Here is a 13,315-nt window from a genome sequence, read left to right as displayed (position 1 = left end):
ATCCTGATCGAGCGGTCTAGAACAGCGCCAGCCGCACCGCGGTCGCCGCGATGAGCGCGAGGCCGACGAGGCCGATGAGCACGGCCTGCCGCCGCTGCTGATCGGCGCGGCGCGTGCGCAGCATGATCCACGCGAGCACGGCCCCGACCAGCAGTCCGCCGATGTGCGACTGCCACGAGACGCCGGGGATGAGAAAGCCCAGTGCCAGGTTGATGGCGATGATCACGACGAGCTGCACGTTGCGCCCGCCGAGCCGGCGCTGGATGACGAAGAACGCGCCGAGGAGGCCGAAGATGGCCCCCGACGCGCCCACCACGACCGAGAGCGGCGCGAGCCACAGCACGGCCACCGACCCTCCGAGGGCGGAGAGCACGTAGACCGCGGCGAAGCGCGCGCGGCCGATGAGGCTCTCGAGCAGCGGACCGAGCACCCAGAGCGAGTACATGTTGAACACGATGTGGAAGATCGAGTTGTCGCTGTGCACGAGCGCCACCGTGAGCATGCGCCACGGCTCGAACGCGGTGAGCGGAGGGAAGTAGGCGAGCGCGCTCGTCACGGCGCCCTGCGTGATCCACTGCAGAGCGAAGACGACGAGCGTCAGCGCCAGGATGCTGTAGCTGACGACGGGCACGCTGCTGCCGGGCCGGAAGGCGCGAGCGAGAGCCGACGGGCGCTTCGGCAGCGCCGCGCGCGCGGCCGCGATGCACTCGGGGCACTGCACGCCGACGGCCGCCGGCGTCTGGCACTCGGGGCAGATCGCACGCTCGCAGCGTTGGCAGCGCACCGCGCTCGGACGGTCAGGGTGCCGATGGCAAAAGGAGCGAGCACCCGCCCCGGGCCGCGGTGCGCCCGCCTGGGGATCGGTCACGCGACCTCGACGACCTCGATGCTCGAGATGACGACGTCGTCGAGCGGCTTGTCGTTGGCGTTGGTGGGAACGGCCTCGATGGCCTTCACGACCGCCTTCGAGGACTCGTCGGCCACGACGCCGAAGATCGTGTGGTTGCCGTTGAGCCACGGGGTGGCCACCGTCGTGATGAAGAACTGCGAGCCGTTCGTGCCACGGCCGCCGCGCTTGCCGGCGTTCGCCATCGCGAGCAGGAACGGCTCGCTGAACTGCAGCTCGGGGTGGATCTCGTCGTCGAACTCGTAGCCCGGGCCGCCGATGCCCTGACCGAGGGGGTCGCCGCCCTGCAGCATGAAGTCGGTGATGATGCGGTGGAAGATGACGCCGTTGTAGAGCGGGTCGGTGGTCTTCTGGCCCGTGGCGGGGTGCGTCCACTCCTGGGTTCCGGTCGCGAGACCGACGAAGTTGCGCACCGTCTTCGGCGCGTGGTTGCCGAACAGGTTGACGACGATGTCGCCCTTGTTCGTGTGGATGGTGGCGACGGCGGTGTGGATCGACATGCGCCCATTCTGGCATGGAGCGGCCTGGCCTCTTCCTGAGCATTCGGGGCGCATCGGTTGGGTGCTGGCCGGGATGGTGCCAGGATGGGAACTCGCCGATCGCCGATGCAGGAGGACCTCATGGAACTGTCACGCAAGCGCCAGCGCGAATTGAAGAAGCTGCGCCGTCAGGCCGGCGACGTGTGGGACGAGCAGCGCGAGGTGCTCGAGCGCGCTGCGAGCATCCTGCGCGATGCCAGCCGGCAGGCCGCCTCGGTCGCTCGGGAGGATGTCGCCCCCCGGGTGCGCGACACCTACGAGAAGCGCATCGTGCCGGGCGTCGAAGCGGGCGTCGGCTCGGTGCGGCACGCCGCCTCGGCGACGCGCGACCGCTTCGTCGACGACGTGATGCCCGCGGTGACGGGCGCGATCGGCTCGGCCATCGCCGTGCTCGATGTCGCGCGCGACAAGCGCCTCCGCGACGCGATCCGGCAGGTCTCGGCCTCGGGCCGCGACCTCGCGACGCGCGCCGGCCAGAAGGTGGGCCTCATCGAGGTCAAGCCCTCCCCCGGCCCCGGCCGCTACATCCTCATCGGCCTCGGCGTCGTCGCGACCGCGGCGATCGCCTACGCGGCGTGGCAGACCCTGCGCGCCGACGACGACCTCTGGGTCGAAGAGGTCGACCCCGACGCCGAGGCGCCCGCGGTCTAGAGGTCGAGCACGAGCTCGGGGCTCGTCGCCCGCGAGACGCACGGGTAGAACACCCCGATCTCGTCCTTGTCGGCATCGGCCATGACCGAGTCGAGGTGCTGCGGCGTTCCGGCGAGCACGCGCGTCTCGCACGTGCCGCACACGCCGGTTCCGCACGAGGTGGCAACCGGCACGCCCGCGTGCTGCAGCGCGGTCAGGATGCTCTGCTCCGCCGGCACATCGACCCGCACCCCGGTGCGCCGGGTGATGACCGTCACGGGCGCGCGCTCGGTGCCCGCTGCGCGGTCGATCGCGACGAAGCGCTCGACATGGCACCGCTCGACGGGAGTCGCCGCGACGACGTCGTCGAGCAGGCCGCTGCTGCCGCACGCGTAGACGTCGGCGTCGGTCGCCCCGATCTCGGCGGCGACGTCGAGCCGCTGGGCGCGCTCGTCGCCGGCGATGACGCGCACCCGGTCGCCGTAGCGCTGCTCGAGCTCGCGCGCGAACGCCATCTCCGAGCGGGTGCGGCCGAGGTACACCAACCGCCACGACCGGCTGGGCGGAAGCGCCTCGATCATGGCGCGAATGGGCGTGATGCCGATGCCCCCCGCGATGAACAGGTACTCGTGCGCGGCCTCGAGCGGGAAGTGGTTGCGCGGGCCGATGACATCGAGCTCGTCGCCGAGCCCGGCGACGTCGTGCAGGTACGTGCTGCCGAGACCCGTCGGCTCGGCGCGCAGCACCGCGATGTCGATGTGGCCGCGATCGGCGGGGTCGCTGCAGAGCGAGTACTGGCGCTCGATCCCCACGGGCAGCCGCAGTGTGATGTGCGCGCCCGCGTACCAGGGCTCGATCGGCCGGCCGTCGACGCGCGCGAGCCGCAGGCGCACGATGCCGTCGGCGACGGGATGCTTACCGACGATGCGCATGCGGGTCACCGCGAGCGGGTCGCCGGGGTTCGCTTCGCTCAGGGAGGGCACGGTGCCCGTCGGTGCCACGGCCGGAACGGGGGCGCTCGTCGGTCGGCGCCGCGCCATGATGATGCGCACGATGAGCGCGAGCACGGTGGCCGTGACGACGACGGTCGCGACGGCCTGATACCAGGCCGCCCCCGCGTCGGTTCCCGCGAATGCGCCGTGCACGGCGACAGCGAGCACCGCGACGTAGCTGAGGTAGTGCACGGCCTTCCAGAGCCGGCGGGGCAGCCGGTTCTTGACGAGCGAGGTCACCTGCACGGCAGCGAGCACGTAGAAGGCGACGATCCCCAGGGCCACGGGCAACGGGCGGTACTCGGCGATGAGCGGGATCAGCAGCTGGTCGATCGGCATGGCGAGCCACGGGTCGAGCACGAGCGAGACCATGTGGATGAGCGTGAGCACGAGTGCGGTTCCGCCGAGATAGCGGTGCAGGTCTTGCAGCCATGCGGGGTTGTCGGCGCCGCGGAACACCCGGGTCGAGAGCACGATGCCCCAGAGCACGGCGGCGGTCATGATGACCCACGCGAGCACGGCGCTCGCGCGGGTGACGTACCACCAGAGGTGCGGATCGTTCATGCGTAGTCGCTCCAGTTCGACGTCGTGCGCTCGACGCCGTCGGCGTCGATGAGCAGGGCGGCCGCTCCCCGAGTGGGGAGCCAGGCCAGGTAGTCGTCGACAGGCCGCAGGAAGCCGGGCTTCGTGAGCACCTCGGCGCGCGCGGCCGTCGCGGCGATGACGGTGACGGTCTGGATGCTCGTGGCGGCGGGGCGCCCCGACGCGGGGTCGATGAGGTGGTGGGCGGCCGTGCCCGACTCGGTCATCCAGCGCCGTTTGCGCTGACTCGAGGTGGCGATGCCGCCCTCGGGAAGTCGCACGATGCCGCGATTCGCGCTCGCGGAGAAGGGATCGTCGACCGAGATGCGCCACGCGGTGCCGTCGGGTGCCTGCCCCGCGACCCGCACGTCGCCCCCGATCTCGACAAGGCAGCCGTGCGCCCCCGCTGCGAGGAGGCGGGCGGCGATCAGATCGGCGGCGAAGCCCTTGCCGATGCCCCCGGCGTCGAGGGACATGCCGCGCGGCAGCCGCACTGCGTCGCCGACGATGCGCATCGCTTCGAGGTCGCCGCGCGCGACGATCGACGGGGGCAGGTCGGTCGCCCGCGAGGGGTCGACGATCGACCGGCGGTATCCGGCCGCGATCACCGCGGGCAGCAGGGTCGGGTCGAAGTCGTGGTCGGTCTCGCGCCAGCCCTCGAGCATGGCGCGCAGCAGCTGCACGGTCGCGGGGTCGACCGTGAGGGTGGCACCGTCGGCGACCGCCAGACGGCTCAGGTCGCTCTCGGTGATGAAGCGGCTCCAGCGCTGTTCGAGCGCGAGCGCGAGGCCCTCGGCCTCATCGAGCGCTGCGCTCGTGCCCCCGACCATCCGCACGTGGGCGCTGCCCCCCATGAGCGCCCAGGTGCGGTCGGTCGTCGCCTCGACGGTCGTGATGGTCGTCACCCGCCCGATCCGCCCGTCGAGCCGTCGGCGGGAGCCGGGGCCGGCGCGGGAGCCGGGGCGGCAGCGCGCGGTGCCGGCGGTGCCGGGCGCGGGGCGACGGGCTCGGGAGTCGGCAGCAACGAGGGGTCGAGCACGCGGACGGCGAACGACCGGGTGTGGGACCCCGTCGCCGCGGCATCCACCGCGGCCTGCGCCTGGGCCTCGACCTGCGCTTGCTGCTCAGCGACCGCGGCCGACACCTGGAAGCCCGTGACCATGCCGATGAGCGCGATCGCCGTGCCGGCGCCCGTGAGGGTGCGGGCGACGGCGGCGGGGCGAGGACTAGTCGTCATCGTCGGACTCGTCCTCATGCTCGTCGTCCTCCGACTCGTCCTCGTGCTCGCTGTCCTCATCCTCGTCCTCGTCGTGGTCGTCATCGTCATCCGAGCCGACCCAGGTGGTCACCGGCTGAGCCGGAGTGACAGGAGCGGCCGGCTGCTCGGCCTGTGCCGCGCGCGCGATCTGCTTGAGGTACTCCTCGGGGATGTCGTCGCCCTTCGGCTCGACGGGCACGAGCACGGGGGTCGCACTGCCGATGACGGTCTCGTCGACGAGGGCGGTGCCGAGCACGGACTGGTTGACGGCGTAGGCCCCGCCCGCGGCACCCAGGACGGCGACGATCGAGAGGGCGGTGATGATCTGTGTTCTCATGCTTCGACGGTAGGTCGGCGCGACTTCAGGCCGGTCCCGCGAACATCCAAGATTCGTCCAAGATCGGCATCGGGGGCCAGGGATGCGCGCGCCCGGGGCGCCGGGAGCGGCATGATGAGCGCATGCGGGTTCTCGTAATCGAAGACGACGACGCGGTCGCCGACGGGATCGTCGACGGCCTCGCCGATCGCGCGATTAGCGCAACGCGCGTGGCGAGCGGGGCCGCCGGCATCGAGGCCGCGGCCCACGACGAGCCCGACCTCATCGTGCTCGACCTGGGCCTGCCCGACATCGACGGCACCGAGGTGTGCCGCCGCATCCGCGCCACGAGCGCCGTGCCCATCATCATCGTGAGCGCGCGCGACGACGAGGTCGACCGCGTTGTCGCGCTCGAGCTCGGCGCCGACGACTACATCGTCAAGCCGTTCGGCATGCGCGAGCTCGTCGCGCGCATCCACGCCATCCTGCGACGGTCGGCGGCGCCCGAGCGCGGGGCACCCGACGAGACCGACTCCCGGCTCGTCATCGACAGCCGTGCGCGGCGCGTGCTGCTCGACGGCGAGCCCGTGCACCTGACGCCCCGCGAATTCGACGTGCTCGAGTACCTCGCGCGCGACCGCGGCGCGGTCTTCCGCCGCACCGACATCCTGCGCGATGTGTGGGACACGACGTGGTTCGGCACCGCCAAGACCCTCGACGCTCACATCGCCGCAGTGCGCAAGAAGCTCGGCGACCCGGGCTGGATCGAATCGGTGCGCGGAGTCGGCTTCCGGCTCGGAGAGCCCTGATGCGCTGGCGCTTCATGGGCATGGTGATGGTCATCACCGCGCTCGTGCTGCTCGTGCAGACCGTGCCGCTCGCGCAATACCTGCGCACGGTCGAGCTCGACCGCCTCGTGACGGGCCTCGAGCGCGATGCCTTCGTGCTCGCCGGGCGAGCGGAGGAAGCGCTCGAGTCGCTGGACGCGGCCGAGCTCGCGATCGTCGAGGAGGCTGCGCTCGAATACCGCGCGGCAGGCGGCGGTCGCGTGGTCATCACCGCGATCGATGGCACCGCGCTCGTCACGAGCGATGACGACGAGTCGGCCCTCGGCTCGGACTACTCATCGCGACCCGAGATCGCCGAGGCTCTCGCCGGCACCATCTCATCGGGCTCGCGCTTCTCGACGACGCTGCAGCAGCAGCTCGTCTATGTGGCCGTGCCGGTGCTGAGCGGCGACGAGATCCTCGGCGCCGTGCGCCTCACCTACGACGAGGCGGTGGTCGATCAGGAGGTCGGGCAGCGGCTGCAGGTCATCGGCATCGTCGCGCTGCTGACCCTGGTCATGGCGGGCATCGCGGGCGTCGTGTTCTCGGGCACCGTGACGCGACGGCTGAGTGTGCTCACGGCGACGACCGAGCAGCTCGCGGCAGGCGACCTGAGCGCGCGCGCCGACCCCACGACCGGAGCCCCCGAGCTCGTGCGCCTCGCCCGCTCGTTCAACCGCATGGCCGACCGGCTGTCGGGTCTCATCGACGAGCAGCGGGCGTTCGCCTCCGACGCTTCGCACCAGTTGCGCACTCCCCTCACGGCGCTGCGGCTCAAGCTCGAGCGGGCGCGTGACCTCATCGAGTCCGACCCCGAGGGCGCTGCCGACCGGCTCGCCGCCGCCGAGCTCGAGGCCGACCGCCTGGTGACGATCGTCGAAGGCCTCCTCGCGCTGGGGCGGGCCGGAGCATCCGGAACCCCCACGGTCGCCGTCGATCTGAGCGCAATCGCGCGCGAGCGCGTCGAGCAGTGGGAGCCGCTCGCCGTCGAGAGCGGCGTCGCGCTGAGCATCGACGCCCCCCGATCGCTCATGGTGCGCGCGGTGCCGACGGCCGTCGACCAGATGCTCGACAACATCATCGACAACGCCCTCGCCGTCTCGCACGAGGGCAACGCCGTGCGCGTCGTCGTGGCGGCGGGCGAGCGCCCGACCCTGAGCGTGCACGATGAGGGGCCCGGGATGTCCGATGACGAGCTCGCGCGGGCGTTCGACCGCTTCTGGCGCGGGGGCAGCACGACGCCCGGCACGGGACTCGGCCTGGCGATCGTCGCCGAGCTCGCCCGAGCGAGTGGCGCGGAGGTCGCGCTCGCACGCCGCGAGCCGCGCGGCCTTGCCGCGACGATCACCTTCGACCCTGCCTGAGCGGGAGCGGCGCGCTGCCGCACCGGGAGTGCGTCGGGCGTCAGTGCTCGGCGTCGCTCACGAGCTTGAGCGCGACAACGCACGCGACGATGCCGAGCACGAGCAGCAGCTTGATGACGGAGGCCGTCTCGGCCCCCGTGATCATCGCCCACACGATCGTGAGGCTTGCGCCGACGCCGACCCAGACGGCGTAGGCCGTTCCCGTCGGGATCTCACGCATCGCGAACGCGAGCCCGCCCATGCTGAGGGCGAGGGCGACCAGGAACACGATCGACGGCACGATTTTGGTGAAGCCCTTGGATGCTCCCAGGGCAGTCGCCCAGACGGCTTCGAGCACGCCCGAGGCAAGCAGAATGATCCACGACATGAGTCAGCTCTCTGACCCGTCTTGTCGCTGTCCGGGTACGGGATACCTCGTCCGGTGGCCCGGGATCGGGCACTGCGTGGAGCCTAGGAGAATCGAACTCCTGACCTCCTGCTTGCAAAGCAGGCGCTCTACCAATTGAGCTAAGGCCCCGAACCGCCCTCCACTCTACCGAATGGCCCGGAGAGAGATGAGCGGAGGAACCCCGTCACTCCCTCGCTCAAGCGAACGTGTTGCTCGAATGCGAGACGCGAAGCGTCGCGACCGCGCTCGCGACGCGGAAGCGCCGTCACGCCGCAGGAGCGGCGGCGTGACAATAAATGGAGTGGGGATACGAGGACTTGAACCTCGGACCTCTTCGTTATCAGCGAAGCGCTCTAACCGCCTGAGCTATATCCCCGTGAGACCGGATACGACTGTACTGCATCCGGTCGCGGCCGCCCAATCCGGGCGACAGGGCCGATCAGTTGTTGGTGAAGCCGACGAGCAGTCCACCCGTGAGGCGCACGCTCAGGTTGTAGAGCAGGGCGCTGATGGCGCCGATGGCCGTGCCCCCGACGAGGTTCAGCAGCGCGACGATGGTGGCGAAGAACATGACCTGGCCGAGCGAGAGGATCGAGGCGAGGCTCGGTCCGTCTTCTCCGATGATGTCGGCGAACACCGCGTCGACGTCTTGGATGACGCCGATCGAGTTGAGCACGATCCAGATGAAGAAGGTGGCGACGAGCAGCAGCACCGCACCGCACACGGCGACGAGGAACGACAGCTTCACCGCCGACCAGAAGTCGATGTAGACGAGCTTGAGGCGAACCTGCTTCGTCGGGGTCTGGCGCTGCGACTTGCGTTGCAGCTTCTCGGCGACAGTACTCACTCGTTCTCGTCCTTTCCGACCTCGACCGCGGGTGCGGCGTCGGTGGTGTCGGGGTTCTCGATGACGTCCGCGTCCGGATCGACGAGGTTGCGCTCGCTGTTGCGTGCGATCGCGATGATGCGGTCGTCGTCATCAGGCCGGGCGAACACGACACCCATGGTGTCACGGCCCTTGGCGGGCACCTCGGCCACCGAGGAGCGTACCACCTTGCCGTTTTGCATGACCACGAGCACCTCGTCGTCTTCGGCGACGATGAGCCCGCCGGCGAGTCCGCCGCGGTCGTCGCTGAGCTTGGCGACCTTGATGCCGAGTCCGCCGCGCTGCTGCACGCGGTACTGCTCGACCTCGGTGCGCTTGGCGTAACCGCCTTCGGTCACGACGAACACGAATCCGCGATCGCCGACGACGGAGGCCGAGAGCAGCTCGTCACCGGCGCGGAACTTCATGCCCGTGACACCGGAGGTCGAGCGCCCCATCGGGCGCAGCGCGGAGTCGTCGGCGGTGAACCGCAGCGACATGCCCTGTCGCGAGACCAGCAGGATGTCGTCGGAGTCGTCGGCGAGCATGGCCGAGACGAGCTGGTCGCCCTCGCGCAGGTTGATCGCGATGATGCCCCCCGTGCGATTGGTGTCGTACTCGGTGAGCGCCGTCTTCTTGACGAGACCGTTGCGCGTGGCGAGCACGAGGTGCTGCGCTACCGAGTAGTCGCGGATGTCGAGGATCTGCGCGATCTCCTCATCGGGCTGCAGCGCGAGCAGGTTCGCGACGTGCTGGCCCTTCGCGTCGCGACCGGCCTCCTGCACCTCGTAGGCCTTGAGCCGGTAGACCCGGCCCGTCGTCGTGAAGAACAGCAGCCAGTGGTGGGTGGTGGTGACGAAGAAGTGCTCGACGACGTCGTCGGCGCGCAACTGGGCGCCCTTGACGCCCTTGCCGCCGCGGTGCTGCGAACGGTAGTTGTCGCTGCGCGTGCGCTTGATGTAGCCGCCGCGCGTGACGGTGAGCACCATCTCCTCTTCGGGGATGAGGTCTTCCACGTTCATGTCGCCGTCGAAGCCGAACATGATCTCGGTGCGGCGGTCGTCACCGAACTTGTCGACGATCTCGGTGAGCTCGTCGGAGATGATCGAGCGCTGGCGCTCGGGGCTCGCGAGGATCGCCTGGTAGTCGGCGATGAGGCGCTCGAGCTCCTCCGCCTGATCCTGGATCTTCTGCCGTTCGAGTGCGGCGAGGCGGCGCAACTGCAGGTTCAGGATGGCCGTCGCCTGCAGCTCGTCGACATCGAGCAGCGCGATCAAGCCCTCGCGGGCTTCGTCGACCGTGGGCGAGCGGCGGATGAGGGCGATGACCTCGTCGAGGGCATCCAGCGCCTTCAGATAACCGCGCAAGATGTGGGCGTCGGCCTCGGCCTTGGCAAGGCGGAACGCCGTGCGGCGCACGATGACCTCGATCTGGTGCGAGACCCAGTACGTGATGAAGCCGTCGATCGGCAGCGTGCGCGGCACTCCGTCGACGATCGCGAGCATGTTGGCGCCGAAGTTGTCTTGCAGCTGCGTGTGCTTGTAGAGGTTGTTGAGCACGACCTTCGCCACGGCGTCGCGCTTGAGCACGATGACGAGACGCTGGCCCGTGCGGCCCGACGACTCGTCGCGGATATCGGCGATGCCGCCGAGCTTGCCCTCCTTGACGAGGTCGGCGATCTTGATCGCCAGGTTGTCGGGGTTGACCTGGTACGGCAGCTCGGTGATGACGAGGCAGGTGCGGTTCTGGATCTCCTCGACCGTGACGACCGCGCGCATCGTGATCGACCCGCGGCCGGTGCGGTACGCATCCTGGATGCCCTTGATGCCGAGGATCTGCGCGCCGGTCGGGAAGTCGGGACCCTTCACCCGCTGCAGGATCGCCTCGAGCAGGCTTTCGCGATCGGCTTCGGGGTGCTCGAGGTGCCACAGCGCCGCCGAGGCGACTTCGCGCAGATTGTGGGGCGGAATGTTCGTGGCCATGCCGACCGCGATGCCGACCGAGCCGTTGACGAGCAGGTTCGGGAAGCGCGCGGGCAGGATGCTCGGCTCTTGCGTGCGACCGTCGTAGTTGTCTTGGAAGTCGACGGTGTCTTCCTCGATGTCGCGCACCATCTCCATGGCGAGCGGGGCCATCTTGGTCTCGGTGTACCGCGGGGCGGCAGCGCCGTCGTTGCCGGGCGAGCCGAAGTTGCCCTGGCCAGCGGCGAGCGGGTAGCGCATCGACCACGGCTGCACGAGACGCACGAGCGCGTCGTAGATGGCCGAGTCGCCGTGCGGGTGGAACTGCCCCATGACGTCGCCGACGACGCGCGAGCACTTCGAGTACGCCTTGTCGGGGCGGTAGCCGCCGTCGAACATGGCGTAAATGACGCGGCGATGCACGGGCTTGAGGCCGTCGCGCACGTCGGGCAGGGCGCGCCCGACGATGACGCTCATCGCGTAGTCGAGGTAGGAGCGCTGCATCTCGAGCTGCAGGTCGACCTGGTTGACGCGACCGCCCGGTCCGTAGTCGACCGGCTCGGTGCCGGTGGTGTCGTCTGCCATGGAGAACGTCCTTCAGTGGTGGTGTGATCGGAAGCGGTTGCCGCGACTAGATGTCGAGGAAGCGCACGTCTTTCGCGTTCTGCTGGATGAAGGTGCGGCGCTGCTCGACGTCGTCGCCCATGAGGGTCGAGAACACGCTGTCGGCGACCGCGGCATCCTCGAGCGTCACCTGCAACAGGGTGCGCGAGGCCGGGTTCATCGTCGTGTCCCACAGCTCCTGGTGGTTCATCTCGCCGAGGCCCTTGTAGCGCTGAATCCCGTTGTCCTTCGGGATGCGCTTGCCGCCGGCCAGCCCGGATTCGAGCAGCACATCCCGCTCGCGGTCGCTGTAGACGTACTCGTGCTCAGCGTTCGTCCACTTGAGGCGGTAGAGCGGCGGCTGGGCGAGGTACACGTAGCCGAGATCGATGAGCGGCCGCATGTACCGGAAGAGGAGCGTCAGCAGCAGGGTCGTGATGTGCTGGCCGTCGACATCGGCATCGGCCATCAGCACGATCTTGTGGTACCGCACCTTGTCGGGGTCGAAGTCCTCCCCGATGCCGGCACCAAAGGCCGTGATCATCGCCTGCACCTCGGCGTTGCCGAGCGCGCGATCGAGGCGCGCCTTCTCGACGTTCAGGATCTTGCCGCGCAACGGCAGGATCGCCTGCGTCTCGGGGTTGCGGCCCTGCACGGCCGAGCCGCCGGCCGAGTCGCCCTCGACGATGAAGATCTCGCTGAGCGAGGGATCTTTCGACTGGCAGTCCTTGAGCTTGCCGGGCATTCCTCCCGACTCGAGCAGGCCCTTGCGGCGGGTCTGCTCGCGCGCCTTGCGCGCGGCGATGCGCGCCGCCGAGGCCTGCAGCGCCTTGCGGATGACGTCTTTCGCCTGCACGGGATTGCGCTCGAACCAGTCGGCGAGGTGCTCGCCCGCGACCTTCTGCACGAAGGACTTCGCCTCGGTGTTGCCGAGCTTGGTCTTGGTCTGGCCCTCGAACTGCGGCTCGCCGAGCTTGATGGAGATGACCGCGGTAAGACCCTCGCGCACGTCGTCGCCCGAGAGGTTCTCGTCCTTCTCCTTCAGGATGCCCTTGTCGCGCGCGTACTTGTTGACGAGCGTCGTGAGCGCGGCGCGGAAGCCCTCTTCGTGCGTGCCGCCCTCGTGCGTGTTGATCGTGTTGGCGTAGGTGTGCACCGACTCGGAGTACGCGTTCGTCCACTGCATGGCCACTTCGAGGGCGATGCGCCGCTCGGTGTCCTCCGACTCGAAGGAGATAATCTCGGGGTGCACGACCTCGATCTTCTTGGCCGAGTTGAGGAACTCGACGTAGTCGACGAGCCCCTTCTCGTAGAGGAACTCCTCGCGACGGGGCGCCGCGTCGGGCGCGGCGTCCGCATCGGCCCGCTCGTCGGCGATCGTGATGCGCAGCCCCTTGTTGAGGAAGGCCATCTGCTGGAAGCGCGTGCGCAGAGTGTCGTAGTCGAACTCGGTGGTCTCGAAGATCTCGCCGTTCGGCCAGAACGAGATGGTGGTGCCGGTCTCGTCGGTCGTCGCGCCCTTCGCGAGCGGCGCATCCGGAACACCGTGCTGGTAGGTCTGGCTGTAGACGTTGCCCTGACGACGGACCTCGACAGCGAGACGCTCGGAGAGCGCGTTGACGACCGAGCTGCCGACGCCGTGCAGACCGCCCGACACGGCGTAGCCGCCGCCCCCGAACTTTCCGCCGGCGTGCAGGATCGTCAGCACGACCTCGACGGTCGACTTCTTCTCGACCGGGTGCTCGTCGACGGGGATGCCGCGGCCGTTGTCGACGACACGCACGCCGCCGTCGGCGAGCAGCGTCACGTGGATGGTGTCGCAATGGCCGGCGAGCGCCTCGTCGACGGAGTTGTCGACGATCTCGTAGACGAGGTGGTGCAGGCCGCGGGGGCCCGTCGAGCCGATGTACATACCCGGGCGCTTGCGCACGGCCTCGAGGCCCTCGAGCACCTGGATGTCACCGGCGCCGTAGCTGTGATCGTTGCGCGGAGTGGGGGTGTTCGGCGTACTGCCGGAGGACGAGGTGGTCATATGGAATTGCGCTCCCGCCGAGTCGATCGCTGGTGGCCGATCAAGGGGGCA

General features: G+C 69.5%; 13 protein-coding genes, 2 tRNA genes and 1 riboswitch. Of the genes, 3 read left to right on the top strand and 12 right to left on the bottom strand.

Annotation, left to right across the window (positions count from 1 at the left end; all coding sequences use genetic code 11):
* Positions 1-16 precede the first annotated feature (16 nt).
* Together NNL39_RS05245 and NNL39_RS05240 are read right to left on the bottom strand one after the other, a co-directional pair.
* Positions 17-721 (bottom strand): rhomboid family intramembrane serine protease, encoded by a 705-nt coding sequence (locus tag NNL39_RS05245; RefSeq protein WP_255160638.1) that lies wholly within the window; start codon positions 719-721, stop codon positions 17-19.
* 143 nt (positions 722-864) lie between these two features.
* A complete protein-coding gene (locus NNL39_RS05240) occupies positions 865-1,407 on the bottom strand; it encodes a peptidylprolyl isomerase (protein WP_255160637.1) in 543 nt (180 codons plus the stop codon).
* 120 nt (positions 1,408-1,527) lie between these two features.
* On the opposite strand from NNL39_RS05240, the gene NNL39_RS05235 reads away from it, so the two are divergent.
* Positions 1,528-2,097, top strand: coding sequence for a hypothetical protein (locus NNL39_RS05235; protein ID WP_255160636.1), 570 nt, complete (start codon positions 1,528-1,530; stop codon positions 2,095-2,097).
* Here NNL39_RS05235 and NNL39_RS05230 read toward each other — a convergent pair.
* The 4 genes from NNL39_RS05230 to NNL39_RS05215 are packed head-to-tail and all read right to left on the bottom strand — an operon-like array spanning position 2,094 to position 5,245.
* On the bottom strand, positions 2,094-3,632 hold the full coding sequence (locus tag NNL39_RS05230; RefSeq protein ID WP_255160635.1) for a 2Fe-2S iron-sulfur cluster-binding protein: 1,539 nt from the start codon (positions 3,630-3,632) through the stop codon (positions 2,094-2,096). The genes NNL39_RS05235 and NNL39_RS05230 overlap by 4 nt on opposite strands.
* Positions 3,629-4,555 (bottom strand): FAD:protein FMN transferase, encoded by a 927-nt coding sequence (locus tag NNL39_RS05225; protein WP_255160634.1) that lies wholly within the window; start codon positions 4,553-4,555, stop codon positions 3,629-3,631. The genes NNL39_RS05230 and NNL39_RS05225 overlap by 4 nt, the downstream gene beginning before the upstream one ends.
* The gene (locus NNL39_RS05220) at positions 4,552-4,887 is read right to left on the bottom strand and encodes a hypothetical protein (RefSeq protein WP_255160633.1); all 336 of its coding nucleotides are present in this window, start codon (positions 4,885-4,887) and stop codon (positions 4,552-4,554) included. Before NNL39_RS05220 ends, NNL39_RS05225 begins: the two co-directional genes overlap by 4 nt.
* Entirely contained in the window at positions 4,877-5,245 is a 369-nt protein-coding gene (locus tag NNL39_RS05215; protein ID WP_255160632.1) for a hypothetical protein, read from the bottom strand. The genes NNL39_RS05220 and NNL39_RS05215 overlap by 11 nt, the downstream gene beginning before the upstream one ends.
* Before the next feature lie 122 nt (positions 5,246-5,367).
* On the opposite strand from NNL39_RS05215, the gene NNL39_RS05210 reads away from it, so the two are divergent.
* Both NNL39_RS05210 and NNL39_RS05205 read left to right on the top strand, forming a co-directional pair.
* A complete protein-coding gene (locus NNL39_RS05210) occupies positions 5,368-6,033 on the top strand; it encodes a response regulator transcription factor (RefSeq protein ID WP_255160631.1) in 666 nt (221 codons plus the stop codon).
* Positions 6,033-7,415, top strand: a complete 1,383-nt coding sequence (locus tag NNL39_RS05205) for a sensor histidine kinase (protein ID WP_255160630.1) — start codon at positions 6,033-6,035, stop codon at positions 7,413-7,415. The genes NNL39_RS05210 and NNL39_RS05205 overlap by 1 nt, the downstream gene beginning before the upstream one ends.
* A 40-nt stretch (positions 7,416-7,455) precedes the next feature.
* Here the strand turns inward: NNL39_RS05205 and NNL39_RS05200 are convergent, their stop codons facing one another.
* The 6 genes from NNL39_RS05200 to gyrB all read right to left on the bottom strand — a co-directional run bounded on the left by NNL39_RS05200 (position 7,456) and on the right by gyrB (position 13,264).
* Positions 7,456-7,782 (bottom strand): DMT family transporter, encoded by a 327-nt coding sequence (locus tag NNL39_RS05200; protein WP_255160629.1) that lies wholly within the window; start codon positions 7,780-7,782, stop codon positions 7,456-7,458.
* 10 nt (positions 7,783-7,792) lie between these two features.
* Positions 7,793-7,858, bottom strand: a riboswitch (guanidine-III (ykkC-III) riboswitch).
* A 1-nt stretch (position 7,859) separates the two neighbouring features.
* Positions 7,860-7,932 (bottom strand) — tRNA-Ala (locus NNL39_RS05195).
* Positions 7,933-8,105: 173 nt separating this feature from the next.
* Positions 8,106-8,179, bottom strand: a tRNA-Ile gene (locus NNL39_RS05190).
* 63 nt (positions 8,180-8,242) lie between these two features.
* Positions 8,243-8,650, bottom strand: coding sequence for a DUF3566 domain-containing protein (locus NNL39_RS05185; RefSeq protein WP_255160628.1), 408 nt, complete (start codon positions 8,648-8,650; stop codon positions 8,243-8,245).
* Positions 8,647-11,214 carry a DNA gyrase subunit A gene (gene gyrA / locus NNL39_RS05180; protein ID WP_255160627.1) on the bottom strand — a complete coding sequence of 856 codons (2,568 nt, stop codon included), beginning with the start codon at positions 11,212-11,214 and terminating at the stop codon, positions 8,647-8,649. Before gyrA ends, NNL39_RS05185 begins: the two co-directional genes overlap by 4 nt.
* Before the next feature lie 46 nt (positions 11,215-11,260).
* Entirely contained in the window at positions 11,261-13,264 is a 2,004-nt protein-coding gene (gene gyrB / locus NNL39_RS05175) for a DNA topoisomerase (ATP-hydrolyzing) subunit B (RefSeq protein ID WP_255160626.1), read from the bottom strand.
* Between the last annotated feature and the right edge of the window lie 51 nt (positions 13,265-13,315).

Source organism: Microcella humidisoli (assembly GCF_024362325.1).
GTDB classification, from domain to species: Bacteria; Actinomycetota; Actinomycetes; order Actinomycetales; family Microbacteriaceae; genus Microcella; species Microcella humidisoli.
The sequence above is the reverse complement of the archived record's forward strand: the minus strand, read 5'-3'. Positions and strand labels throughout refer to the sequence as shown.